At 39.6% G+C, this 26248-nt stretch carries 32 protein-coding genes; 31 read left to right on the top strand and 1 reads right to left on the bottom strand.

Going from position 1 to position 26248, the window contains the following annotated elements; genetic code table 11:
- The first annotated feature begins 113 nt into the window (after positions 1-113).
- From serS to AB3K24_RS08915, 4 genes are all read left to right on the top strand, one after another.
- The gene (gene serS, locus AB3K24_RS08930) at positions 114-1424 is read left to right on the top strand and encodes a serine--tRNA ligase (protein WP_367975223.1); all 1311 of its coding nucleotides are present in this window, start codon (positions 114-116) and stop codon (positions 1422-1424) included.
- 127 nt (positions 1425-1551) lie between these two features.
- On the top strand, positions 1552-3966 hold the full coding sequence (secA, locus tag AB3K24_RS08925; RefSeq protein ID WP_367975222.1) for a preprotein translocase subunit SecA: 2415 nt from the start codon (positions 1552-1554) through the stop codon (positions 3964-3966).
- A gap of 113 nt (positions 3967-4079) precedes the next feature.
- Positions 4080-5198 carry a peptide chain release factor 2 gene (prfB, locus tag AB3K24_RS08920; RefSeq protein ID WP_367975220.1) on the top strand — a complete coding sequence of 373 codons (1119 nt, stop codon included), beginning with the start codon at positions 4080-4082 and terminating at the stop codon, positions 5196-5198.
- A gap of 132 nt (positions 5199-5330) precedes the next feature.
- Positions 5331-7805 carry an ATP-dependent Clp protease ATP-binding subunit gene (locus AB3K24_RS08915; protein ID WP_367975218.1) on the top strand — a complete coding sequence of 825 codons (2475 nt, stop codon included), beginning with the start codon at positions 5331-5333 and terminating at the stop codon, positions 7803-7805.
- Between the two features lie 12 nt (positions 7806-7817).
- Here AB3K24_RS08915 and AB3K24_RS08910 read toward each other — a convergent pair whose 3' ends face one another.
- Complete coding sequence (locus AB3K24_RS08910) at positions 7818-8489, bottom strand: prepilin peptidase (RefSeq protein WP_367975216.1); 672 nt, start codon at positions 8487-8489, stop codon at positions 7818-7820.
- A 274-nt stretch (positions 8490-8763) separates the two neighbouring features.
- On the opposite strand from AB3K24_RS08910, the gene rpsL reads away from it, so the two are divergent.
- From rpsL to rpmD, 27 genes are all read left to right on the top strand, one after another.
- A complete protein-coding gene (rpsL, locus tag AB3K24_RS08905) occupies positions 8764-9177 on the top strand; it encodes a 30S ribosomal protein S12 (RefSeq protein ID WP_367975214.1) in 414 nt (137 codons plus the stop codon).
- 15 nt (positions 9178-9192) lie between these two features.
- Entirely contained in the window at positions 9193-9663 is a 471-nt protein-coding gene (gene rpsG / locus AB3K24_RS08900) for a 30S ribosomal protein S7 (RefSeq protein ID WP_367975213.1), read from the top strand.
- Between the two features lie 201 nt (positions 9664-9864).
- Complete coding sequence (gene fusA, locus AB3K24_RS08895; protein ID WP_367975211.1) at positions 9865-11976, top strand: elongation factor G; 2112 nt, start codon at positions 9865-9867, stop codon at positions 11974-11976.
- A gap of 115 nt (positions 11977-12091) precedes the next feature.
- A complete protein-coding gene (locus tag AB3K24_RS08890) occupies positions 12092-13282 on the top strand; it encodes a CynX/NimT family MFS transporter (protein ID WP_367975210.1) in 1191 nt (396 codons plus the stop codon).
- A 79-nt stretch (positions 13283-13361) separates the two neighbouring features.
- Positions 13362-14477 carry an ABC transporter ATP-binding protein gene (locus tag AB3K24_RS08885; protein WP_367975208.1) on the top strand — a complete coding sequence of 372 codons (1116 nt, stop codon included), beginning with the start codon at positions 13362-13364 and terminating at the stop codon, positions 14475-14477.
- The gene (locus AB3K24_RS08880) at positions 14464-15285 is read left to right on the top strand and encodes an ABC transporter permease (protein ID WP_367975615.1); all 822 of its coding nucleotides are present in this window, start codon (positions 14464-14466) and stop codon (positions 15283-15285) included. Before AB3K24_RS08885 ends, AB3K24_RS08880 begins: the two co-directional genes overlap by 14 nt.
- A 10-nt stretch (positions 15286-15295) precedes the next feature.
- Positions 15296-16123 carry an ABC transporter permease gene (locus tag AB3K24_RS08875; RefSeq protein WP_367975206.1) on the top strand — a complete coding sequence of 276 codons (828 nt, stop codon included), beginning with the start codon at positions 15296-15298 and terminating at the stop codon, positions 16121-16123.
- A gap of 1 nt (position 16124) precedes the next feature.
- Positions 16125-17204 (top strand): ABC transporter substrate-binding protein, encoded by a 1080-nt coding sequence (locus AB3K24_RS08870; protein ID WP_367975204.1) that lies wholly within the window; start codon positions 16125-16127, stop codon positions 17202-17204.
- Between the two features lie 309 nt (positions 17205-17513).
- Positions 17514-17822: a 30S ribosomal protein S10 gene (gene rpsJ, locus AB3K24_RS08865; protein ID WP_002816040.1), complete on the top strand. Its 309-nt coding sequence runs from the start codon at positions 17514-17516 to the stop codon at positions 17820-17822.
- Between the two features lie 77 nt (positions 17823-17899).
- Entirely contained in the window at positions 17900-18583 is a 684-nt protein-coding gene (gene rplC, locus AB3K24_RS08860; protein WP_367975201.1) for a 50S ribosomal protein L3, read from the top strand.
- A gap of 31 nt (positions 18584-18614) precedes the next feature.
- Positions 18615-19238, top strand: a complete 624-nt coding sequence (rplD, locus tag AB3K24_RS08855) for a 50S ribosomal protein L4 (protein ID WP_294974101.1) — start codon at positions 18615-18617, stop codon at positions 19236-19238.
- On the top strand, positions 19238-19525 hold the full coding sequence (rplW, locus tag AB3K24_RS08850) for a 50S ribosomal protein L23 (protein WP_294974099.1): 288 nt from the start codon (positions 19238-19240) through the stop codon (positions 19523-19525). The genes rplD and rplW overlap by 1 nt, the downstream gene beginning before the upstream one ends.
- 23 nt (positions 19526-19548) lie before the next feature.
- The gene (gene rplB, locus AB3K24_RS08845; protein WP_367975199.1) at positions 19549-20382 is read left to right on the top strand and encodes a 50S ribosomal protein L2; all 834 of its coding nucleotides are present in this window, start codon (positions 19549-19551) and stop codon (positions 20380-20382) included.
- A gap of 17 nt (positions 20383-20399) precedes the next feature.
- Positions 20400-20681 carry a 30S ribosomal protein S19 gene (rpsS, locus tag AB3K24_RS08840; RefSeq protein WP_367975198.1) on the top strand — a complete coding sequence of 94 codons (282 nt, stop codon included), beginning with the start codon at positions 20400-20402 and terminating at the stop codon, positions 20679-20681.
- A gap of 16 nt (positions 20682-20697) precedes the next feature.
- Positions 20698-21054 (top strand): 50S ribosomal protein L22, encoded by a 357-nt coding sequence (gene rplV / locus AB3K24_RS08835; protein WP_004899456.1) that lies wholly within the window; start codon positions 20698-20700, stop codon positions 21052-21054.
- On the top strand, positions 21054-21725 hold the full coding sequence (rpsC, locus tag AB3K24_RS08830; RefSeq protein WP_367975196.1) for a 30S ribosomal protein S3: 672 nt from the start codon (positions 21054-21056) through the stop codon (positions 21723-21725). The genes rplV and rpsC overlap by 1 nt, the downstream gene beginning before the upstream one ends.
- A 14-nt stretch (positions 21726-21739) precedes the next feature.
- A complete protein-coding gene (rplP, locus tag AB3K24_RS08825; protein ID WP_220735095.1) occupies positions 21740-22153 on the top strand; it encodes a 50S ribosomal protein L16 in 414 nt (137 codons plus the stop codon).
- The gene (gene rpmC, locus AB3K24_RS08820) at positions 22153-22359 is read left to right on the top strand and encodes a 50S ribosomal protein L29 (protein WP_010391493.1); all 207 of its coding nucleotides are present in this window, start codon (positions 22153-22155) and stop codon (positions 22357-22359) included. The genes rplP and rpmC overlap by 1 nt, the downstream gene beginning before the upstream one ends.
- A 22-nt stretch (positions 22360-22381) precedes the next feature.
- The gene (gene rpsQ / locus AB3K24_RS08815; RefSeq protein ID WP_367975194.1) at positions 22382-22648 is read left to right on the top strand and encodes a 30S ribosomal protein S17; all 267 of its coding nucleotides are present in this window, start codon (positions 22382-22384) and stop codon (positions 22646-22648) included.
- A gap of 52 nt (positions 22649-22700) precedes the next feature.
- On the top strand, positions 22701-23069 hold the full coding sequence (gene rplN / locus AB3K24_RS08810; protein WP_010391491.1) for a 50S ribosomal protein L14: 369 nt from the start codon (positions 22701-22703) through the stop codon (positions 23067-23069).
- Between the two features lie 23 nt (positions 23070-23092).
- Positions 23093-23401, top strand: a complete 309-nt coding sequence (gene rplX, locus AB3K24_RS08805; RefSeq protein ID WP_367975192.1) for a 50S ribosomal protein L24 — start codon at positions 23093-23095, stop codon at positions 23399-23401.
- A 23-nt stretch (positions 23402-23424) separates the two neighbouring features.
- On the top strand, positions 23425-23967 hold the full coding sequence (gene rplE / locus AB3K24_RS08800) for a 50S ribosomal protein L5 (RefSeq protein WP_367975191.1): 543 nt from the start codon (positions 23425-23427) through the stop codon (positions 23965-23967).
- 142 nt (positions 23968-24109) lie between these two features.
- Positions 24110-24508 (top strand): 30S ribosomal protein S8, encoded by a 399-nt coding sequence (rpsH, locus tag AB3K24_RS08795; protein ID WP_367975190.1) that lies wholly within the window; start codon positions 24110-24112, stop codon positions 24506-24508.
- Between the two features lie 24 nt (positions 24509-24532).
- On the top strand, positions 24533-25069 hold the full coding sequence (rplF, locus tag AB3K24_RS08790) for a 50S ribosomal protein L6 (protein ID WP_367975188.1): 537 nt from the start codon (positions 24533-24535) through the stop codon (positions 25067-25069).
- 93 nt (positions 25070-25162) lie between these two features.
- Positions 25163-25516, top strand: a complete 354-nt coding sequence (gene rplR, locus AB3K24_RS08785) for a 50S ribosomal protein L18 (protein ID WP_367975186.1) — start codon at positions 25163-25165, stop codon at positions 25514-25516.
- A gap of 18 nt (positions 25517-25534) precedes the next feature.
- Positions 25535-26041: a 30S ribosomal protein S5 gene (gene rpsE / locus AB3K24_RS08780; protein ID WP_010391452.1), complete on the top strand. Its 507-nt coding sequence runs from the start codon at positions 25535-25537 to the stop codon at positions 26039-26041.
- Positions 26042-26052: 11 nt separating this feature from the next.
- Entirely contained in the window at positions 26053-26235 is a 183-nt protein-coding gene (gene rpmD, locus AB3K24_RS08775) for a 50S ribosomal protein L30 (protein ID WP_010391454.1), read from the top strand.
- The last annotated feature ends 13 nt before the right edge of the window (positions 26236-26248 follow it).

Below are 26248 nucleotides of genomic sequence, written 5' to 3'. Positions count from 1 at the left end.
ACGTACATAGAATCTGGGTGGTACCACGGAAGCGTATTTTCGTCCCTTATCCTTTTTGGATGGGATGAAAATACGTTTTTTAATATTAAGTATATTATATGGAGGAGAAAGTTATGTTAGATATGAAATATTTGCGTAAAAATATCACGGAGGTCACACAAAAGCTTCAGAATCGTGGTGTTGCACCAGAAAATGTGAGAACATTGTTGACGTTAGACCAAGAGAGACGTGAAACAATTCAAATAGTTGAAAATTTAAAAGCTGATAGAAATACTACATCTGAAAAAATTGCATATGCTAAGCGTAATCATGAAGATGCAAGTCAAATCATTGCAATGATGCAAAAGGTTAGTCAGGAGATTAAAACATTAGACGCGCGCCAGTTAGAATTAAATGAGCAAGTACAAAATTTAGCGGCGCATTTTCCTAATTTAGCGGCAAATGATGTGCCCATAGGACCAGATGAATCATCTAATATTGAGCAACGTGTCTGGGAACCAGCTGATTATCAACAGCGTCCACAGGTGCTATTAAAGACACCCGAATGGTTAAAAGCACATTATGATATTGGTGAACAGTTAGGTATTTTAGACTTTGAACGTGGAGCAAAAGTATCAGGGGCACGCTTTCTTTACTATGTTGGCGATGGAGCAAGATTAGAACGAGCAATTTATAATTTTATGCTGGACGAACATCGTAAAGAGGGGTATACCGAAATGATTACCCCTATTGTGGTGAATGATTCTGCTATGTTTGGTACGGGTCAATATCCAAAATTTCAAGATGATGCTTATCGTGTGGCTGGTTTGGAACAAACGTATATCCCAACAGCTGAGGTACCTTTAACAAACTATTATTCAGGTGAAACACTGCCTACTGCTGATTTACCTATTAAGTTGACAGCATTGTCGCCTTCGTTCCGAAAAGAAGCTGGTGCTGCTGGTAAAGATACACGTGGATTGATTCGCTTACATCAATTTAATAAAGTTGAAATGGTCAAGTTCACTAAGCCAGAACAATCTTATACTGAATTGGAAAGTATGACAGCGAATGCAGAAAACATTTTGCAAAAATTAGAGTTACCTTACCACGTTATTATGCTTTCAACAGGAGATATGGGCTTTTCTGCTGCTAAAACATATGATATAGAGGTTTGGATGCCACAACAAAATTTGTACCGTGAAATTTCTTCGGTGTCAAATACTGAGGATTTTCAGGCACGTCGCATGCATATTACTTATCGAGATGATGATAATAAGTTACAACTTGTGCACACACTGAATGGCTCTGGTTTAGCAGTTGGCCGGACTGTTGCAGCAATTTTAGAAAACTATCAAAACGAAGATGGATCCGTAACAATTCCTCAAGCTTTACGACCATACATGGGTGAGCAAGATAAATTAGTTGCTACGTCACATCATTAATCATGAAAAACCTGTATTTATCAGGCTTTTTTGATATAATTGACAGTAGACTATTGTGCGCAAAATTACACAAATTAAGACTTCAGAGGAGAAACACACGATAAAATAATGTTGTGTGTTAAAAATAATGGCAAATCCAATACGTAAATTAGTTGATAATTCTAAAAAACAATTAAAAGAATTAAGTCATATTGCTGATCAAGTAGAAAGTTATGCTGACCAAATGGCTGCGATGTCTGATGAAGAATTGCAAGCAAAGACGCCAATGTTTAAGCAAATTATTGCGGATGCAATGGCTGATGTAAAGGGCCAAGACAAACAAAATAAAATGTTGGCAAAAACGTTGGATGAGATTTTGCCTCAGGCTTTTGCTGTGGCACGTGAAGGGGCAAAAAGAGTTTTAGGATTGTACCCATTTCATGTCCAAATAATGGGATCTGCGGCGTTACATGATGGCAATTTAGCTGAAATGCGTACTGGAGAGGGAAAAACCTTAACAGCCACGATGACAGTTTATTTAAATGCGTTATCTGGACGTGGCGTTCATGTTGTTACTGTAAATGATTATCTGTCAGCACGTGATGCAGAACAGATGGGCCAATTATATAATTGGCTTGGTTTATCGGTAGGTGTTAACGTTGGTGATTCACCCGCAGATGAAAAACGTGCGGCGTATGACGCCGACATTACGTATTCAACTAACTTTAATATTGGTTTTGATTATTTGCGTGATAATATGGTACGTCGTGCAGATGAACGTGTGATGCAACGTGGCTTGAATTTTGCGTTAATTGATGAGGCTGATTCTATTTTAATTGACACGGCACGTACCCCCTTGATTATTTCAGGACCAGGTTCGGGTGTTTCTCAACTATATGCCCGTGCCGATCGTTTTGTAAAAACATTACAAAACGAGGAAGATTATAAAATTGATGAAGAAGCCAAAACAACGATGTTAACAAATGAAGGCATTCATAAAGGTGAAATTTTCTTCAATTTGGATAATTTATATGATGCTGGTGATACTGCTTTAACGCATCATATTGATCAAGCATTACGAGCTAACTTGAATTATATTAACGATAAAGATTACGTCGTGCAAGCGGGTGAAGTTAAATTAATTGACCAATCAACTGGACGTATTTCAGAAGGCACACGGCTATCAGATGGTCTCCATCAAGCGATTGAAGCCAAAGAAGGCGTGGATATTCAAGAAGAAAATAAGTCTATGGCACAAATTACATATCAGAATTTGTTCCGTATGTATAAAAAGTTGTCAGGTATGACTGGAACCGCTAAAACCGAAGAGGAAGAATTACGCGAAATTTATAATATGGAAGTCGTTACTATTCCGACAAACCGTCCGATTAAACGCGTGGATTACGCTGACTTGCTATATCCTTCAATTCGTGCAAAGTATAATGCTGTTGTTAAAATGATACAGGATTTGCACACTAAGGGGCAACCAATTTTGATTGGTACTGGATCGGTAGAATCTTCTGAACTGTTATCTAAGATTTTGATGGCACAAAATGTACCACACAATGTTTTAAATGCTAAAAATAATGCTAAGGAAGCAGAAATCATTGCGAATGCAGGACAACGAGGGGCTGTCACTGTTGCAACAAACATGGCAGGTCGTGGGACAGATATTAAACTTGGCCCAGGTGTTGCTGATTTGGGTGGCTTGGTAGTTATTGCGACTGAACGACATGAATCACGTCGAATTGATAATCAGTTACGTGGTCGTGCAGGGCGTCAAGGTGATGCAGGATTTTCACAATTCTTTTTATCACTCGAAGATGATTTAATGATCCGTTTTGGCGCTGATCGTATTCGAGTACTTTGGGAACGGATGAATCTTGATGAAGAAGAGACGGTTATTAAGAATCGTTTGATAACACGTTCAGTAGAATCAGCTCAAAAACGTGTTGAAGGTAATAACTATGATACACGTAAGAATGTTTTGCAATATGATGACGTTGTACGTGAACAACGAGAGCTTATTTATCAACAACGAGATATCGTTATTGATGAAAAGAAGTCCCTTGAGTGGGTCTTGATGCCCATGGTTGAGCGGACAATTAATCGTGTTGTAGACGCGCAGACAAAAAGCAAAAAAACAGCAGAGTGGCATTTAGATCAAATCATTATTTTTGCAAATAATGCACTAGTCCGTGATGGTGACGTGACGGTGAAGCAGTTACAAGACTTGTCTCGTGACGAGATTCAGACGACATTGTTGGACTTATCCAAGACAAATTATAAAGTTAAAAAAGGACAGCTATACGACCCAGATCAAATGTTGGAATTTGAAAAAGTTGTTATTTTACGTGCTGTTGATCAACACTGGACGGATCATATTGATTCATTAGACCGTCTAAGACAAGGTGTGGGACTACGTGGTTATGGCCAATTGAATCCACTAATAGAGTATCAAAACGAAGCATTTACAAACTTTAATAAAATGATTGTTGATGTTGAATATGATGCAACTCGAACGTTTATGAAGGCTGAAATCCGTCAGAATTTGAAAGCGTAAACAATAGTTATGGTTTGTTATTAGTAGACGCTCATAATGATTGCTGCTGAAGAAAGCAACATTAAGGATAACAAGCATAGTACACTTTTTTGTTTTGAAGGGACACAGTAATAATGGAAATTATCGATGCAAAGCATGCTGCAGCAGATATTCAAGAAAATATCGCTCGCTTTCGTGGTACATTAGATTTAGAAGCGTTGACAGAAGAAATTGCCGACTTTGAAAATCGTATGACAGAGCCTGGTTTTTGGGATGATAACGTCAAGGCACAAAAAGTAATTGAAGAAAACAACGTATTAAAAAATCGTCGTGATTCATTTTTGAATTTAACGAATCAAGCTGAAGAAATTGAGTTGTTAATTGAGATGCTCTCAGAAGATGACACTGATGTTGAAGTAGTGGCAGAACTTGAAGAAACTGTCGCTAAAGCACAAAAGGACATTGAAACATACAATTTAGAGCAGTTGTTAACAGAACCATATGACGCCAATAATGCCATTTTAGAAGTACATCCAGGATCGGGTGGCACAGAGTCAACTGATTGGGGTGCAAACTTGTATCGTATGTATACACGTTGGGCACAACAACATGGGTTCCAAGTTGACGTTTTAGATTATCACTCTGGTGATGAGGCTGGTATTGATAGTGCAACGATTAAAATTACTGGGCATAATGCTTTCGGCTTTTTGCGTAGTGAAAAAGGCGTTCATCGCTTTGTACGTATTTCACCTTTTGATTCAGCGGGACGTCGTCACACAAGTTTCGTGAGTGTCGAGGTTATGCCAGAATTAGATGACACAATTGAAGTAGAAGTACGTGATGATGATGTTAAAATGGACGTTTTCCGTTCCGGTGGTGCCGGTGGACAAAACGTGAACAAGGTGTCAACTGGTGTGCGTTTGACTCATGAACCAACGGGTATTGTCGTATCATCGACAGTAGATCGTACGCAGTATGGTAATCGTGAATATGCCATGCGTCTGTTAAAAAGTAAACTATACCAACTCGAACTGGAAAAGCAAGAGGCAGAGCGTGCTGCACTAACAGGTGAAAAATTAGAGAATGGCTGGGGATCTCAGATACGTTCGTACGTGCTGCATCCATATCAAATGGTCAAAGATCATCGAACAGACTATGAAACTAATCAACCACAACAAGTATTAGATGGCGATTTAGATCCTTTTATAAATGCTTATCTACAATGGCAATTAAGTTTGAAAAACCCAAATTAAAATGAGTGAAGGTCGAAACAATTAGTTTCGGCTTTTTGAATTATGAAACAAATTAGTTTCTAATGTGCGTGTAATGCGCTATAATATAAGTCAACATTAGACATTAACTGCCTAATAAATGGAGGGCAAAATATGGATACCAACTATACACCAAGTGCACAAAACGTATTAGTTTTAGCACAAGAACAATCTAAATATTTCAAACATCAAGCCGTGGGAACAGAACATTTATTACTTGCCTTAGCTATTGAAAAGGAAGGTATCGCCAGTAAAATACTTGGACAATTTAATGTGGCGGATGATGATATTCGTGAAGAAATAGAACACTTTACTGGATACGGTATGACCACACGCTATGATAAAAATAGTTACTTGCCATATTCGCCAAAAGCCTCTGATATTTTACGTCAGTCAGGTGAGGAAGCACGTACGTTAGGACAGCCAAAGGTTGGCACAGAGCATATTTTGTTGGCACTATTACAGGATGAAAGTATTTTGTCATCACGTATTTTACTTGCCTTAGATGCTAATTTACAAGACATGAAACGTGCTATTTTACGCAAATTAGGCATCACTGATGTGCGCAAACAATTGAAACAACGTGATAAACAACAAACACAAGGGACGCCAACTTTGGATGGATTAGCCCGCGATTTGACACAAATGGCTAAAGAAGGGAAGTTAGATCCAATTATTGGTCGTTCAAAAGAAGTTCGACGGGTTGTTCAAATATTATCTCGTCGTACTAAAAACAACCCAGTGCTAATTGGCGAACCTGGTGTTGGGAAAACAGCTATCGCTGAAGGTTTAGCGCAACAAATTGTTAATGATGATGTGCCGGCAACTTTAAAAAACAAGCGTTTAATGGCTTTGGATATGGGATCATTGGTCGCAGGAACAAAATACCGAGGTGAATTTGAGGATCGATTAAAGAAAATCATTGATGAAATTTATCAAGATGGTAATGTTATTTTATTCATCGATGAATTACACACACTCATTGGTGCGGGTGGTGCTGAGGGGGCAATTGATGCTTCCAACATTTTGAAACCAGCTTTAGCACGAGGAGAATTGCAAACATTAGGTGCGACAACTTTTGATGAATATCAAAAGTATGTCGAATCTGATGCCGCATTGGAACGTCGTTTTGCACCGGTCACAGTGAATGAACCGACACAAGCGGATGCTATTGCAATATTAACAGGTATTCGTCCCAAGTTTGAAGCGCATCATCAGGTTCAAATTGATGATGAAGCCATTGAAGCGGCAGTTAAGTTGTCATCTCGTTATATTACCGATCGTTTTTTGCCAGATAAAGCGATTGATTTGATGGATGAAGCAGGCGCAAAAGTACGTATTGATGCAATTGATAAGCCAACGCCAATGAGCCGAAGTAAGGCACGTTTGGTGGCAGTGACGGCTGCTAAGGATGAAGCAATTACAGCGCTTAATTTTGAAGAAGCGGCCAAGCAGCGTGCAGAAGAAATGAAGTTAAAAACAAAAATCGATAAAATGACTGCAAAATTGTCAGTTGATGAAAATAATGATCAACCCAAATATAATCTACATGTCTCAGCGGAAGATATTAGTGAAGTGATTTCACAGCAAACAGGTGTACCTTTAACACAACTTGAAAAAAGTGAACAACAACGCTTGGTAAACTTAGAAGCTGTTTTGGGTAAACGTGTTATTGGACAAAAAACTGCCATCTCAGCTGTCGCACGTGCAATTCGACGTGCGCGATCTGGCTTAAAGGATCCGAGTCGTCCAATTGGTGCGTTTATGTTCTTAGGGCCAACCGGTGTTGGTAAGACAGAGTTAGCTAAAGCATTGGCTGAAGCTATGTTTGGTAGTGAAGATAATATGATTCGAATTGATATGTCTGAGTACCAGGAAAGATGGTCTTCCTCACGTTTGGTTGGTTCAGCGCCAGGGTATGTTGGTTATGATGAAGGTGGTCAATTAACTGAACAAGTGCGAAATCATCCATATTCTGTTGTTTTATTAGATGAGGCAGAAAAAGCACATCAAGACATATTTAATCTCATGTTGCAGGTGTTTGATGATGGTTACCTGACGGACTCGAAAGGTCGTAAAATTGATTTTAGAAATACAATCATTATTATGACGTCTAACCTGGGCGCTACACGTTTACGTGATGAAAAGTCAATGGGGTTTGGTGCCGTTGATTTAAAGAATAACAATGAGGCTGTTGCTGAAAAAATCCGCGAAACATTAAAGGAAACCTTCCGTCCAGAATTTATTAATCGTTTGGACGAGGCTGTTGTTTTTGATTCATTAACAAAAGATGAATTACATCAAATTGTGAAATTGATGAGCCAATCAGTTTTGCAACGTGTGGCAGAGCAAGGAATTTCTGTCAAAATAACGCCCGCAGCAATTGATGTTGTTGCTAGCGCTGGATTTGATCCTGAATATGGCGCACGTCCAATACGACGGGCTTTGCAGACTCAGATTGAAGACGTATTGAGCGAAGAATTGCTACGCGGCAATATTACGACTGAAAGTTCTGTGACAATTGGTGCAAAAAATGGCGCCATTAAAATTAATATCAAGGCGCTTGAAAAATTACCAACGAAGGCATAATATTAAATTTTTTCATAAACTATTAAATATAATGATTTTTTCAAATAAAATAGCACCGAGCCAACCAAAATAAAGAAATGGGACAAACGGTAGACGGCGAGCATGATGTGTCATAAGATATAGAAGCCCCGATATTGAAGCCAAAAGTAAAGTCAGTGAAAAGCTCTGTGAGGTCGTAGTCAACGCTAACAACACCAGTACCGGAATATCACCACTACCCATAACTTGACGATAGTATACTAGAAATAAACTGATAATTAGTATGGCACAAGTCGTCAATATTTTTAGATCACCCCAATTGCTAATAAATAAGTAAATAATCCCGGGAATTAAAATATCTGCATGAATACTTTCAGAGTGCCAATCTTCTAAGGCAAGAAATAACAATAAGTAGGCTGTTATCCAAGTTAAAGGGTCAGAAAATAAATAACTACCTATAATCGTACCAATGAATTCAAGATATGCGTAATGCACACCATAATGATTGTGGCAGTAACGGCAACGACCGCGAGTTAATACGGCCGATAATATAGGAATTAAATCAAACCAGCGCAAAAAATGACCACATTGCATGCAAAATGAGCGTTTAACAAAAATATGAATATGATTGTTTACACGGTCAGCAAGGCACATGACGGTTGATACGAGAACGGCATTTAAAATAATAATGAGTAAGTTTTCCATGCTGAATGATACGTAAAATAATGATAAACGCACAAAAATAATTAACTAAGCAACAAAAATAAATAAAGTATGTTGTTACCTATTGACAATAATGCTCAATCTGGTATTATATTGAACGTGCTTTTAAGTAATCTGTTCTGTGATATCATCACAACGTGCTGAATAGCGCTGTAAAGGCAATTGTCAGCAGATTTTCAGTGGTCATTTTTGTTTAAGTACAATAATGATACACCTGGAACTGTGTTATTAATAAAAATCTTAAGGAGATCGTAGAATGCCTACAATTAATCAATTAGTTCGCAAGCCTCGTAAGTCACTAGTGACTAAGTCAAAGTCACCGGCTTTGAACTTCGGCTATAATTCAATGAAAAAGAAAGCAACAAACAATGTTGCACCACAAAAGCGTGGTGTTGCCACGCGTGTTGGTACAATGACACCTAAGAAGCCTAACTCGGCTTTGCGTAAGTATGCTCGTGTGCGTCTTTCAAACTTGTATGAAGTGACTGCCTATATTCCAGGTATTGGACATAACTTGCAAGAACACTCGGTTGTTTTGATCCGTGGTGGACGTGTTAAGGATTTGCCTGGTGTACGTTACCACGTTATCCGTGGTGCATTGGATACTGCGGGCGTTGATGGTCGTATGACATCACGTTCAAAATATGGCACAAAGGCGCCAAAGAAGTAAGAAGGAGACTGACTAATGCCACGTAAAGGTTATACTAAGCGTCAGGAAGTTTTACCTGACCCAATTTACAATTCAAAACTCGTTTCACGTTTGATCAACAAGTTAATGCTTGATGGTAAACGTGGTACAGCTTCAACTATTTTGTACGATGCTTTTGATCGTATTAAGGAATCTACTGGTAATGAACCATTGGAAGTTTTCGAAAAAGCCATGGAAAACATTATGCCAGTTTTGGAAGTTAAGGCCCGCCGTGTTGGTGGTTCTAACTACCAAGTGCCTATTGAAGTCCGTCCAGACCGTCGTTCAACATTAGGACTACGTTGGTTGGTAAACTATTCACGTTTGCGTAACGAACATACAATGGACGAACGTTTGGCCAAAGAAATTATGGATGCAGCCAATGATACTGGTGCATCTGTCAAGAAGCGTGAAGATACGCATAAGATGGCCGAAGCTAACCGCGCATTTGCTCACTATCGTTGGTAAAACTTACTACGTAATGTCATATTACGTAGTGTGTGATTAGCGTTGTTTATAATTGTTACGAATTTAATTATTCACAAACACAATAAATAGCGTAAAATGAGAGTAGACGGTAATACGCTGCCAGTGTTTACCGTCAAAAAGCGAACACAATTCTGTGTCGCTTTTTGTTGCATACAGAACAAAACCAGGAGATAACTCACAATGGCAAAACGTGAATACCCACTAGAACGTACACGTAACATTGGTATCATGGCCCACATTGATGCGGGTAAGACAACAACTACGGAACGTATCTTGTACTACACAGGTAAAATTCACAAAATCGGTGAAACACATGATGGTGCTTCACAAATGGATTTCATGGAACAAGAAAAGGAACGTGGAATCACGATCCAATCAGCTGCTACAACAGCTGTTTGGCATGGTTTCTTTGACCAATTCGAAAAGACGCCTTACCGTGTTAACATCATCGATACACCAGGTCACGTGGACTTCACAATTGAAGTTGAACGTGCCTTACGTGTTTTGGATGGTGCTGTAGCTGTTTTGGATGGCGCTGCAGGTGTTGAACCACAAACTGAAACTGTTTGGCGTCAGGCAACAACATATGATGTGCCACGTATCGTGTTCGTTAACAAGATGGACAAGATGGGTGCTGACTTCCAAATGTCAGTTGACTCAATACATGAACGTTTACAAGTTAATGCAGAAGCAATCCAATGGCCAATTGGTGCTGAAGATGACTTTGAAGCAGTGATTGACTTGATTACACAAGAAGCTTATTATCCAGTTGATGAATTGGGTGAAAAGTGGGAAGCACGCGATATCCCTGCAGAATTGAAAGATTTATCAGAGGAAAAGCGTAACACATTGATTGAAGCTGTTGCTGATGTTGATGATGACTTGATGGAAAAGTATCTTGAAGGCGAAGACATTTCAGTTGCAGAATTGAAAGCTGCTGTTCGTCGTGCAACATTGGCTTTGCAGTTCTATCCAGTACTTGCTGGTTCAGCATATAAAGATAAGGGTGTCCAAATGATGTTGGATGCTGTTGTTGATTATTTGCCAGGACCTTTAGATGTTAAGGCATATATTGCTAACGATCCTAAGACTGGTGAAGAAATTGATTTGATTGCTGATGATAGCAAGTCGTTTGCTGCCTTAGCATTTAAGATCATGACTGATCCTTTCGTTGGTCGTTTGACATTTATGCGTGTTTATACTGGTACTTTACAGTCTGGTTCATACGTACAAAATACTTCTTCGGATACACGTGAACGTGTTGGTCGTTTGTTGCAAATGCATGCGACATCACGTACAGAAATTGAAGAAGTGTTCTCTGGTGATATCGCTGCAGCTATTGGCTTGAAGAATACCACAACTGGTGATTCATTAACAGCTGTTGATCATCAATTGGTTCTTGAATCAATGGAGTTCCCAGAACCAGTTATTGAATTAGCTATTGAGCCAAAAACAAAAGCGGATCAAGACAAGTTGTCTAATGCTATTCAAAAGTTAGCTGAAGAAGATCCTTCATTCCGTGCAACAACAAACCCTGAAACTGGTGATACTTTAATTGCTGGTATGGGTGAGTTACAGTTGGATATCATGGTTGACCGTATGCGTCGTGAATTTAACGTTGAAGCTACTGTTGGTGCACCTCAAGTTGCCTACCGTGAAGCATTCACAAAAACAGTGCAAGCGCGTGGTTACTTCAAGCGTCAATCGGGTGGTAAGGGTCAGTATGGTGATGTTTATATTGAATTCTCACCAAACGAAGAAGGCGCCGGATTTGAGTTCGATGATGCCATCGTTGGTGGTGTTGTTCCTCGTGAATATATTCCTTCAGTTGAAGCTGGTTTGAAGGACTCATTAAACGCTGGTCCTTTAGCTGGATTCCCATTGGTTGATTTGAAGGCAAAGTTGTATGACGGATCATACCACGATGTCGATTCTTCTGAAGCAGCGTTCAAAATTGCTGCCTCATTGGCCTTGAGAGAAGCTGCTAAAACAGCTGGTGCCGTTATTTTGGAACCAATCATGGCTGTTGATATTGTTGCACCTGAAGACAATCTTGGCGATGTTATGGGACACGTTTCTGCACGTCGTGGCATGATTGAAGGGCAAGAATCACGTGGACCTGTTTTGGCTGTTAAGGCCAAGGTGCCTTTGTCAGAAATGTTTGGATATGCGACAACGCTACGTTCAGCTACACAAGGTCGTGGAACTTTCCAAATGGTATTTGATCACTATGAAGCTGTTCCTAAGAACATTCAAGAAGAAATTATTAAAAACAGCGGTAAAGAAGATTAATACTTAAAGTAATATATAAATAACATTTTTTTAAGTCAACTGACCGATGGTTCAGTAAAAACGGCATCACTCTTTGGAGTGATGCCGTTTTATTTGAAAGAAAATAGAGAACAATATGAACGAAAAACATAGTAAATTTTTAATTCCAGGGATTATAGTGGTGGGAATGGTGCTGCGTTTGCCATTTACATCTATTCCACCAATTCTTGGCAGCATTGCTAAATCACAGCATGTGTCAGTTGGACAATTGGGTCTGTTAACAACAATTCCATTGATAGCATTTGCTGCATTTTCATCTCTTGCGCCGAAGACCGCTCAAAAGTTTGGTTTAGAACGCGCGTTTGCCTTAATGTTGGGTTTGATGATTATTGGTTCCATTATAAGAGTGATCAATACGCCACTCTTATACATAGGTACGTTATTGATTGGTATTGGTATTGCGCATTTGAATGTGTTGTTGCCAAGTGTTATTCGCACATATTTTCCAATGAGAATTGGGCCGATGACATCATTGTTCACATTTAGCATGATGTTGGCAACAGCTTTTGGTGCCAGCATGGCAGCGCCGATTACGGCTGTAACAAATTGGCATATATTTATCATTATGTTGACCATAGCTTTGTGTCTGGCGCTCATTATTTGGTTACCGAATGAAATATTTGCCAAAAAGCACATAGAAAAGAAAACACTAGAAAAGCATGCCATTCGAACGACAGAAAAAATAAACGTTTGGAAAAATAAATATGCTTGGTTGTTATTATTCTTTTGTGGCATGCAATCGGCAATGTTTTATGTGTTGATGGCGTGGGGGCCGACTATGGCGGTGCAGTCAGGCCTATCACCAACTATTGCTGGGATATTTTCTGGTTTGAATTCGTTGATTGGTTTACCATTTGCACTGGTTATACCAACCATAATTGCACGATTGACGCGTAAACAACGGCAAATTTTAATGAGTATTATTTCTTTGACTGGTGTGATTGGCTATTTGTTATTATTGTATCCTTCGGGTACTTTTAGTTACTGGTTAGTGGTTAATTTATTAATTGGTATTAGTACATCTGGCTTATTTCCTTATTTACTAACCACGTTTAGTTTGAAGACAAGCGGTCCAAGTCAAACAGCACAAATATCAGGTATGGTCCAGACTGGGGGCTACTTAATTGCGGCGCTCGGTCCTGCATTATTTGGGTATGCTTTTTCTTGGTTTAATAGTTGGACACCACAAATTGTGGTCATTTTGATATTATTTATATTAATGATTATTGCGATGGTTATAGTTGAAAGAAAAGATAAAATATTGTAACGAGAAAAGCATGTAACCAGTGAAGTTGCATGCTTTTCTTGTTACAATAGATTTATTGAATAAAAGTGAGGGTTGAGAATTGACTAACACATCAACACCAATTATTGAATTTAAAAATGTCGGATTGTCTTATGGCGATGACGAGGTTTTGAAGAACATTGATCTCGAGTTGGAGGCAGGGAAGTTTTATACGTTGTTGGGACCTTCAGGATCAGGTAAGACAACTATCTTAAATTTAATTTCGGGTCAACTGACTGTCACACACGGTGATATTTTATTTGAGGGGAATGTTATTAATGACGTACCTGTTGAAAAGCGGCATATGAATACGGTTTTTCAAGATTATGGTTTATTTCCAAATATGACCGTTTTTGAAAATGTCGCGTTTGGTCCAAGCATTAAAGGGATGAGCAAACAAGCTATCAAAGCTAAAGTGACAGAAATGTTAGCTTTGGTTAAATTAAGCCAATATGCTGATCGAGAAATTACAGAACTATCCGGTGGGCAACGTCAGCGTGTTGCAATAGCGCGTGCTTTGGCAAATGACCCTGAAGTTCTATTATTGGACGAACCATTATCTGCGTTGGATTATAAATTACGTAAAGAAATGCAATATGAACTACGAGAAATTCAACAGCGTCTTGGCATAACATTTGTCTTTGTAACGCATGATCAGGAAGAAGCATTGGCAATGTCTGATTGGATTTTTGTGATGAATGACGGAGTCATTCAACAAAATGGTTCACCAGAAGACATATATGATGAACCAATTAATCATTTTGTTGCTGATTTTATTGGCGAATCAAATATTTTAGAGGGCATTATGAAGTCAGACTATCTTGTACACTTTACAGGAAAAGATTTTGAAAATGTCGATGCTGGTATGCGACAAGATGAACGTGTTGAAGTGGTGTTGCGTCCAGAGGATTTAGATTTAACAGCAGTTGAGAATGGCAAATTAATTGTTACTATTGCTGATCAATCATTTCGCGGAGATTATTATGAAATTACGGCAATAGATGATGATGGTAATGAGTGGCAAGTGCAAGCGACAAATAAAGTGACAATAGATGAGCGTGTTGGCTTGACGTTTGATCCTGAAGATATCCATATTATGCGATTTAATGAATCTGAAAATGATTTTGACGCGCGCTTGGAAAGTTATGAGGGTGATGGAGATGATGCCAAAAAGTAAGAAACAACGGCAATTGTTTTATTTGATTCCCTACGGTATATGGCTTTTATTGTTTGTGGTGGCGCCGTTGATTTTATTACTTTTCCAGTCATTAACAACACAAAATGGGCATTTTACGTTACATAATTATGCTGTCTATTTTTCTAGTGCCACGTACTTATTGATGACTTTCAATTCTGTTTGGTATGCCTTTTTAATTACTGTCATCACTTTAATAATTAGCTATCCTACAGCTTATCTACTGAATCAATTAAAGCAAAAACAGTTTTGGTTGTTATTAGTTATTTTACCTACCTGGATTAATTTACTGTTAAAAACCTATGCTTTCATAGGGCTACTGTCAAAAACAGGGACGGTTAACAATTTTATTAGTTTATTTGGTATTGTACCGCAACAATTACTTTTTTCAAATTGGAGTTTTCTATTAGTTGCGGCCTATATTGAAATTCCGTTCATGATATTACCAATTTTCAATTCTTTAGCTGACATTAATCCAAGGTTGGAACAAGCGAGCAGAGATTTAGGTGCTAATAGGTGGCAGACATTGCGACGTGTCATCATGCCACTATCAATGCCTGGTATTAAGGCTGGTATCCAAGCAGTGTTTATTCCAAGCCTGTCTTTATTTATGATTACACGTCTGATAGGCGGAAATCGTGTGATTACTTTGGGGACAGCCATTGAAGAACATTTTTTAGTCACACAAAATTGGCAACTAGGATCGACAATTGGTGTTATTTTGATTGTAGCTATGGTGATTACTATGATTTTGACACGTGATCGTGGACCGAAGTCAGCTAGGAAGTGAGGTTAAATAAATGCGTCGAAAATTTAAATGGACTAATCTTTATTTATGGGTTGTTTTTATACTATTGTATCTCCCTATTTTTTTCCTAATTGTCTATTCTTTTAATGCTGGGGATGCGATGCAAGGCTGGGATGGCTTTTCCTTAAAACATTATAGTGAGTTGTTTGCAGACACACGTATATTAGAAATTGTTGTGAGTACATTTTTGATTGCACTTTTATCATCACTAATTGCTAGTATTATTGGTACGGCGGGTGCATTATATATCTATAATTTAAAATATACATTAGTGAAAAACGTTTTTCTTTCCTTAAATAATATTTTATTGGTTTCTCCAGATGTTATTATTGGTGCATCATTTTTAATTTTGTTTACAGTGATGGGGTTTGCACTGGGGTTCACATCGGTTTTGTTATCACACATTGCCTTTAGTATTCCGATTGTTGTGCTAATGGTGCTACCACGTTTACAGGAGATGAATCAATCATTGGTCGCAGCGGCGAAGGATTTAGGGGCAAATAATTGGCAAATGCTTTCTCGTGTGATTTTACCGGTTATCTCACCGGGTATATTGGCGGGATTTTTTATGGCATTTACTTATTCACTTGATGATTTTGCAGTCACTTTTTTTGTGACAGGGAATGGTTTCACAACCTTGTCGGTAGAAATATATTCTCGTGCACGTCAAGGGGTCAGTCTCGAGATCAATGCGTTATCAGCAATGATGTTTATGGTGTCGTTGGTGCTGGTATTGTTTTACTATGTTATTTCAACGCGTGCTGTAAAGAATAAAAAGCGTGGCACAAGACTTGTTCTGCCAGCATCTGAGGGATTGTGATATGCGAAAAATACTAACGAGTATTATGGCTATTCTCGTAGTTGTCCTCATATTATTTGGGACACAACGTTATTTGTCATTAAAAACTGGTACAGGCGTTTCATCGTCTAAAGTTTTAAACCTTTATAATTGGGGTGATTATATTGACCCTGCGTTACTTAAGAAGTTTACGAAGGAAACGGGATATAAGGTCAGCTATGAAACATTTGATTCAAACGAAGCCATGTACACTAAAATTAAACAAGGTGGCACATCATATGATTTAGCGGTGCCTTCGGACTATATGATTCAAAAAATGAAGCGTGAAAACTTACTTTTACCCATAGATCACAATAAACTAACGGGTATGAACAACTATGATAAGCGTTTCTTAAATCAAGCGTTTGATAAAAATAATCACTATTCTTTACCTTATTTTTGGGGAACATTAGGTATCATTTATAATGATCAATATGTTAAGGCCAAAGATGTTCAACATTGGGATGATCTCTGGTCACCAAGATTTAAGAATCAAATCATGCTTGTTGATTCGGCACGTGATGCGCTTGCTATAGCGTTAATTACACAAAATAGGTCAGTGAATGATAAATCTCGTGCAGATCTTGCTAGAGCGCAAGCAAAATTGCGTCAGTTGATGCCGAATGTCAAAGCTATCGTGGCTGATGAAATTAAAATGTATATGGCTCAAAATGAGGCGTCAATTGCGGTTACTTATTCAGGAGAGGCTTCTGAGGCATTGAGTAATAATAAACATTTACACTATATCGTGCCAAGTGAAGGATCAAATCTTTGGTTTGACAATATTGTTATGCCAAAAACTGCGAAACATAAAGCGGCTGCGTATGCTTTTCTTAACTTTATAAGTGAACCTAAAAACGCCGCCCAAAACGCGGAATACATTGGCTATGCAACGCCAAATAAAGCGGCACTAGCGTTGTTACCTCGTGCGATCCGTGATGATAAACAGTTTTATCCAGATAATCAAACAGTGAGTCGGTTACAAGTATATGATGATTTAGGGCAACTATGGACAGAACGATACAATGATGCTTTCTTAGAATTTAAAATGACGCCAAGATGAAAAAGCATGAAATGGTTGTGCGCAATAGTTTAATCGTGTGAATAATAAAAATGAAAGTCTTGAAATCATAGAGATAAGTTTATAAAAACTGTTGCATTATAGTGAAGGTTCTGGTATTATAAATAAGTACGCTTTTGGAACAGTAGTCACATAAACCTACCGAAAGCCTGGTGTATCAATGTTTAGCGATGATGATTAAGGTTGCGACACGCGCGGCCGCGTTGCCATGGGCGCGCAGAACACAAGCAGTGTTGTCGGTTTTTAATCGAAGTTAGCTGATTTACAAAATCAACGAGGAGGCACGAAAGAATGGCACAAAAGAAAATCCGTATCCGTTTAAAGGCATACGAGCACCGCATCTTAGACCAATCAGCAGAAAAAATTGTTGAAACGGCTAAGCGCACGGGCGCAGAAATTGCTGGTCCTATTCCGCTACCAACTGAACGTACATTATATACAATTTTACGTTCACCACATAAGCATAAGGATAGTCGCGAACAATTTGAAATGCGTACGCACAAGCGTTTGATTGACATTGTGAACCCCACTGACAAGACAGTTGACGCATTGCGTAAACTTGAATTGCCATCTGGTGTTGCAATCGAAATCAAGTTGTAATTCTACGGAATACACTTCGCGTCTCATTAATAATGAGACGAAAATATTGTCAAACAAAATAATTAAGGAGATTAGTCATGACTAAAGGTATCTTAGGCCGTAAAGTCGGTATGACTCAGGTTTTCACTGAAATTGGTGAATTGATCGCCGTAACTGTTGTTGAAGCTACACCAAACGTTGTTTTGCAAGTTAAAAATGCAGAAACAGACGGATATAGTGCACTACAACTCGGTTACCAAGACAAGCGCACAGTTTTGTCAAACAAACCTGAACAAGGTCACGCTTCTAAAGCAAATACGACCCCTAAGCGCTACGTTCGTGAAATCCGCAATGCGGAAGGCGAATTTAACGCAGGGGATGTCATCAAAGTTGATACATTCGAAGCAGGTGAATACGTTGACGTAACCGGTATTACGAAGGGGCATGGCTTCCAAGGTAATATTAAAAAGGATGGCCAATCTCGTGGGCCTATGTCTCACGGATCGCGTTTCCATCGTCGTCCAGGTTCAATGGGTGCTGTTATCAACCGTGTTTTCAAGGGTAAGCTTTTACCTGGTCGCATGGGTAATCACAAGCGCACAATGCAAAATGTTGCCATCGTCCATGTTGACGTTGAAAACAACTTATTGCTATTGAAGGGCAATGTTCCTGGTGCAAATAAGTCACTATTAACAGTAAAATCAACTGTTAAAGTTAACGCAAAGCATCCTGAAGTTAAAATGGCTGGTGTATCTACATCTGCTGTAACTGAAGAAGCTTAATATAAACTATTAGAAAGGAGAACAATCAATCATGACTAAAGTTGCTGTATTAAAGCAAGATGGTAGTCAAGCTGCTGAAATCGAATTAAACGATGCAGTCTTTGCTGTCGAACCTAACAACACCGTTATCACAGATGCTGTATTGATGCAACGCGCATCAATGCGTCAAGGAACACATGCTGTCAAGAACCGTTCAGCGGTTTCTGGTGGTGGACGTAAGCCTTGGAAGCAAAAGGGTACTGGTCGTGCACGTGCTGGTTCAATTCGTGAACCACAATTCCGTGGTGGTGGTATTGTTTTCGGGCCTTCACCGCGTTCATACGCATATCGTATTAACCGTAAAGCATATCAACTGGCCTTGAAGTCAGTTTTGTCTCAAAAGGTTGCTGATGGTAAGTTAGTAGTAGTTGATGCTTTGTCATTTGAAGCACCAAAAACACAAGATTTCAAGAAGGTCTTAGCTAACTTGTCAGCTGACACAAAGACATTAGTAGTAGTTGATGAAAACAATGAAAATGCTATTTTGTCAGCACGTAACTTGGCTAATGTTAAAGTTATGACAACAAAGGGTATCAACGTACTCGACGTTGTTAATGCAGATAAGCTGGTGGTTGTTCAATCATCAATCGAAGAAATCCAAGGAGGTCTTGCCTAATGGATGCACGCGATATTATCCGTCGCCCTATTATCACTGAAGCTTCTATGGCGCAAACAGAACGTAAGCGCTATGTCTTCGAAGTTGATATTCGAGCAACAAAGCCTCAAATTAAAAAGGCTATTGAAGAAATTTTTGACGTTCAAGTTTCAGGCTTGAACACAGCTAATGTCCGAGGCAAGTTAAAGCGCCAGGGTCGTTACGTTGGTTACACACGTAAGTTGAAGAAGGCGACTGTAACGTTGTCAAAAGATTCAAAAGATATTCAAATCTTTAACGAAGGTTAAATCTAAAGTAGGAGGATAAGACATTGGCTATCAAGAAGTATAAGCCAACCTCTAACGGACGTCGTAACATGACGACTTCAGATTTCGCTGAAATCACGAAGTCAACGCCCGAAAAGAGTTTGTTGGCCAAAAAGTCAAAAACTGGAGCACGTAATAACTCCGGTCGTATGACAGTTCGCCACCATGCTGGTGGACACAAGCAAGCTTACCGTTTGGTAGACTTCAAACGTATTAAAGACGAGAAGACAGCTACTGTTAAAGCTATCGAATACGATCCAAATCGTACAGCAAACATTGCTTTGTTAGTATATGAAGATGGTATTAAGTCATATATCTTGGCGCCAAAAGGATTAAAGGTTGGCGATAAAGTTCAATCTGGTCCTGATGCCGACATTAAGCCCGGCAATGCCTTGCCATTGAGTAATATCCCTGAAGGTACTTTGATTCACAACATCGAATTGAAGCCTGGTAAAGGTGGTCAATTGGCACGTTCAGCTGGGACTTCAGCACAAATTTTGGGTAAAGATGGTAAGTATATCATCGTTCGTCTGACTTCAGGCGAAGTACGTTTAGTTTTGGCAACAAACCGTGCAACAATCGGTGAAGTTGGTAATGCAGAACACTCATTAATTAACTGGGGTAAGGCTGGCCGTAACCGTTGGCGTGGAAAGCGTCCACACGTTCGTGGATCAGTTATGAACCCTAACGATCACCCGCACGGTGGTGGTGAAGGTAAAGCACCAGTTGGTCGTCCAAGTCCTATGTCACCATGGGGTAAGAAGACTGCTGGTAAGAAGACTCGCGATAAGAAGAAGGCTTCAACGAAGCTTATCGTTCGTGGTCGTAAAAGTAAGTAAGGGAAAGGAGATAACTAATGGCTCGTAGTTTAAAAAAGGGACCATTTGCGGACCCACACTTGCTTAAGAAGATTGAAGCGCAAGCAGCTTCTGAAAGAAAGTCAGTGATCAAGACTTGGTCACGTCGTTCAACAATCTTCCCAAGCTTTGTTGGCTTTACAATTGCCGTTTATGATGGGCGCAAGCACGTTCCAGTTTTTGTGCAAGAAGATATGGTTGGACACAAGTTGGGTGAATTCGTTCCAACTCGTACATTCAAAGGCCACACAGCTGATGATAAGAAAACTGTTAAAAAATAAAGGAGGAAATTGAAAAATGGCTGAACAAATTACTTCAGCTCGCGCGACAGCTAAGATCGTTCGCGTTGCCCCACGCAAGGCACGCCTAGTTCTTGACACAATTCGTCGTAAGAGCGTTAACGAAGCATATGCAATTTTGAAGTTCCTACCTAACACTTCTACTGAAGATATTTATAAGGTTTTGAACTCAGCAGTTGCTAATGCTGAAAATAACTTCTCATTAGACCGAGAAGATCTTATCGTGAAGGAAGCCTTTGCTAACGAAGGACCAACGCTAAAGCGTTTCCGTCCCCGTGCCAAAGGTTCTGCTTCACCTATCAACAAGCGTACAAGTCACATCACTATTGTGGTTGCTGAGAAGGAGGCAAAGTAATGGGTCAAAAGATTAACCCTACTGGATTCCGTGTCGGAGTTATTCGCGACTGGGATGCAAAGTGGTTTGCTGACAAGGCTGATTATGCTAACCAACTTCACGAAGACTTGCGTATTCGTAAGTACATCGAAAAGAACTTAGCGGACGCCGCAGTTGATCGCATCGAAATCGAACGCAGCACAAAATCACGTGTTGACGTTTCTGTCCATACCGCCAAGCCAGGAATGGTTATTGGTAAGGGTGGTTCTGAAGTTGAAAAGCTTCGTACACAATTGGCTAAGTTAACTAATGCTGATGAAAAGGGACGCTCAAAACGTGTCTTTATCAACATTGTTGAAATCAAGAAGCCTGACTTGTCAGCACACTTGGTTGGACAACAAATCGCTGGTGATTTGGAACGCCGTGTGGCTTTCCGTCGCGCTATGCGTGGCGCAATCCAACGTGCGACACGTTCAGGTGCTAAGGGTATCAAAGTTATGGTTTCAGGTCGTTTGAATGGAGCAGATATTGCTCGTATCGAACAGTACACTGAAGGAACTGTTCCTTTGCATACTTTGCGCGCTGATATCGACTACTCATGGGACGAAGCAATGACTGCTTATGGTAACTTGGGTATCAAGACTTGGATCTACCGTGGCGATATTTTACCACAAAAAAAGAACAGTAAGTAAGGAGGGAAGCGAACATGTTAGTACCAAAGCGTGTTAAATTCCGTCGTGTACACCGTGGCCACATGCGTGGCGAAGCAAAGGGTGGAAAGACGGTAACGTTCGGTGATTTTGGCTTACAAGCAACAACATCAAGCTGGATTACAAGTCGTCAAATTGAAGCTGCCCGTATTGCAATAACACGTTATATGAAGCGTGGAGGTAAGGTTTGGATTAAAATCTTCCCCCATAAGTCGTATACATCTAAAGGTGTTGGTGTTCGAATGGGTAACGGTAAAGGTGCACCCGAAGGTTGGGTTGAACCAGTTAAGCGTGGCAAGGTAATGTTTGAAGTCGCAGGAGTTTCTGAAGCAACTGCGCGTGAGGCATTACGATTGGCACAACACAAGTTGCCTGTACGTACAAAGATTATTGCTCGGGAGGCTGAATAATGGCTAAAGCAAGTGAATTGAAAGAATTGTCACTTGCGGATTTGCAAAAGCGCGAAGCCGAATTCAAGGAAGAATTATTCAACCTACGTTTTCAATTGGCCACTGGTCAACTTGAAAACACGGCGCGTATCGCACAAGTTCGTAAGGACATCGCACGGGTTAAGACAGTTATCCGTGCACAAGAATTGGCAAACGCCAGTAAATAAGACGAAAGGAAGAAGCTGAAAAATGAGTGAAGAACGTAATGCTCGCAAGGTTTACCAAGGCCGTGTTGTTTCAGATAAGATGGACAAGACAATTACTGTCGCTGTTGATACTTATGTAATACATGCCGTCTATGGTAAGCGTGTTAAGTACACGAAGAAATTTAAAAGTCATGATGAAAACAATAGCGCTAAGATGAATGATATTGTTCAAATTATGGAAACACGTCCTTTGTCTGCAACTAAGCACTTCCGTTTGGTAAAGATCGTTGAAGAGGCAGTAGTTCTCTAATAGGTTCGATACTAAATCGTCGTAATTAATTGCTAACTAAGGAGGAAGAACCATGATTCAACAAGAGAGTCGTTTAAAAGTGGCTGACAACTCTGGCGCACGTGAAATCTTAACGATTAAAGTGCTCGGTGGTTCAGGCCGTAAGTTTGCTGGTGTGGGTGACATGATTGTTGCCACAGTTAAGCAAGCTATCCCTGGTGGTAACGTAAAGAAAGGTGATGTCGTTAAGGCAGTCATCGTTCGTACTGTTTCTGACGTTCGTCGTACAGATGGTTCATACATCAATTTTGATGAAAATGCCGCTGTTATCGTGAAAGAAGATAAGTCACCAGTTGGTACGCGTATTTTTGGTCCTGTTGCACGTGAATTACGTGACAGTGATTTCATGCGTATCGTTTCATTGGCACCAGAAGTGCTCTAATACTGACAAGGAGGAGCCAAAACATGTTTGTAAAAACAGGTGATAAAGTTCGCGTCATTGCCGGCAAAGATAAGGGAAAAGAAGGCACAATTGCTAAAATTGTTGCTGGAAAAGATCGCGTAGTTGTCGAAGGCGTGAACATCGTTAAGAAGCATCAAAAACCTTCTAACGAATACCCACAGGGTGGTGTTATCGATATTGAAGCACCTATCCATGTATCAAACGTGCAACTGCTTGACCCTTCAACTAACGAACCAACTAAAGTTGCGTTCAAAATTGAAGATGGCAAGAAAGTTCGCGTATCTAAAAAGTCTGGTAACATACTAGGCTAATTTTGAAAGGTGAAATCATTTTCATGGCTAACGCATTAAAAGAAAAATATGTTAATGAAGTTCAACCTGCTTTGATCGAAAAGTTTGGCTTTAAATCATCAATGCAAGCACCTAAGATCGATAAAATTGTTCTTAATATGGGTGTTGGTGATGCAGTTTCAAACTCTAAGAACTTGGATGAAGCGGTTGAAGAATTGAAGTTGATTGCTGGGCAACAGCCTGTTATCACAAAAGCAAAGAAGTCAATCGCTGGTTTCCGTTTGCGTGAAGGTATGTCAATCGGAACTAAGGTTACATTACGTGGTAAGCGTATGTACGATTTCTTAGACAAGTTGATCAATATTTCATTGCCTCGTGTTCGCGATTTCCGTGGTGTATCATCAAAGGCCTTCGATGGTCGTGGTAACTACACTTTAGGTATTCGTGAGCAACTAATCTTTCCTGAAATCGATTTTGACCAAGTTAACCGCGTTCGCGGATTGGATATTGTTGTTGTTACAACAGCACAAAACGATGAAGAAGGTCGTGAATTGTTGACACTCCTAGGAATGCCATTTACTAAGTAATTGTATTCTAAAAACGACTGTCGCTCTTAAAATTAAATAGAGTGACACGTTTTTAACTGTAATTGACTAAAATAGTCTATAATAGTTAAGAGCGTGTCATTTAATTATGTCTCGTTCAAAAATTAAAGGAGGATATCGATAGATGTCTATGACTGATCCGATTGCTGATTTATTAACACGTATCCGTAACGCCAACTTGGCGCACCGCGATATTGTTGAAATTCCAGCATCAAAAATTAAAAAAAGCATCGCTGAAATCTTGAAATCAGAAGGTTTTATCCGCGACGTAGAGTACATTGAGGATAGCAAGCAAGGTGTTATTCGTGTATTTCTTAAGTACGGTGAAGACCGTAACCGTGTGATTACAGGAATTAAGCGTATCTCAAAGCCTGGTTTGCGTAAGTATGCTAAATCTGATTCATTACCAAAGGTCTTGAATGGTTTAGGTATTGCTATTGTGTCTACTTCTGTTGGTGTTATTACTGACAAGGAAGCAAGATCAAAGCAAATTGGCGGCGAAGTTCTCGCTTACGTTTGGTAATATATCTAAGAAAGGAGACTTACCATGAGTCGTATCGGAAATAAAGCAATTACATTGCCAACAGGTGTTGAAGTATCTCAAGAAGGTACTATTGTAACTGTTAAAGGACCTAAGGGGACATTGTCTCGTGAAATTTCTTCACAAATTGCAATGTCTGTTACTGATAACACAGTAGCATTTTCACGCGAAAGCGATGACAACAAAACTAAAGCTTTGCATGGCACTACTCGTGCAAACGTTGCTAATATGGTTGAAGGTGTTTCCACTGGATTCACTAAAACCTTGAAGCTTGTCGGTGTTGGTTATCGTGCAGCAAAGTCAGGGTCAAAATTGACTTTGGCAGTTGGTTATTCACATCCCGTTAATTTTGAAGAACGTGAAGATTTAACAGTTGATGTGCCAGACGCATTAACTATTAAAATTGCAGGTATTTCAAAGCAACGAGTTGGTGATTTAGCAGCTGAAATTCGTGCCGTACGTTCACCTGAACCTTATAAAGGTAAAGGTATTCGTTACGAAGGCGAAATCGTTCGTCGTAAGGAAGGTAAGACTGGTAAGTAAAAGATTATTATATTCTTTTACTATCTCAGTATTATTTTCTACTAAATAATAAATTTACAATGGCAAATGCCATAAGAAAAGGAAAGCACAGCTATGATTTCAAAACCAGATAAAAACAAGCTCCGCGTAAAGCGCCACAAGCGCGTACGTGGTAAGATTTCTGGTACTGCTGCTCGCCCACGTTTGAACGTATTCCGTTCTAATGCAAACATCTACGCGCAATTAATTGATGACGTAGCGGGTGTAACGCTAGCAAGTGCCTCAAGCCATGATGCAGAAGTATCAGGCTCAAAAACAGAACAAGCAACTAAAGTTGGTGAATTGATCGCTACACGTGGAAAAACTGCAGGATTAGAAGATGTTATCTTTGATCGTGGTGGTTATTTGTACCATGGTCGTGTTCAAGCATTGGCAGAATCAGCCCGTGAAAACGGCTTGAAGTTCTAAGGAAAGGAGGAATATAAAATGGTTGAATTCGTTAACCCTAAGTCACTTGGTGAATTAGAAGAAAACGTTGTTGCTATTAATCGTGTCACAAAAGTTGTCAAAGGTGGCCGTCGTTTGCGTTTTGCAGCGTTGGTCGTTGTAGGTGATAAGCAAGGACACGTTGGTTTTGGTACTGGTAAAGCACAAGAAGTTCCTGAAGCTATCCGTAAAGCTATTGAAGATGCTAAACGTAAGTTGATCACTGTTCCTACAGTTTCAACAACTATTCCTCACGACGTTCTTGGCGTATGGGGCGGTGGTAAGATTTTGGTCAAGCCAGCTGAAGAAGGTTCTGGTGTTGCTGCTGGTGGTGCTGCACGTTCTGTTATGGAATTAGCAGGTATCACAGATGTGACTGCAAAATCACTTGGATCATCTACACCAGTGAACGTTGTTCGTGCAACTTTTGACGCTTTAACAAGCTTGAAGGATGCTGAACAAGTAGCAGCTTTGCGTGGTGTTTCTTTGGAACACTTGGCTGAATAAGGAGCGATAAAATGGCTGATTTGAAAATCACTTTGATTAAGAGTGTGGCTCATCGTTTACCTAAGCAACGTACGATTGTTAAGTCTCTTGGACTTGGTCGTGTATCGAGCTCAGTGGTGAAGCCTAATAACGAAGCTACCCGTGGCGCAATTTTTCATATTGCACATTTGGTAAGTGTTGAAGAAGTAAAGTAATAACAATTAAAAT

It is taken from the genome of Leuconostoc aquikimchii, from assembly GCF_040838325.1.
In the GTDB taxonomy this organism is placed as follows: domain Bacteria; phylum Bacillota; class Bacilli; order Lactobacillales; family Lactobacillaceae; genus Leuconostoc; species Leuconostoc aquikimchii.
Note: the sequence above shows the minus strand (reverse complement) of the source record. Positions and strands in the feature narration are given on the sequence as shown.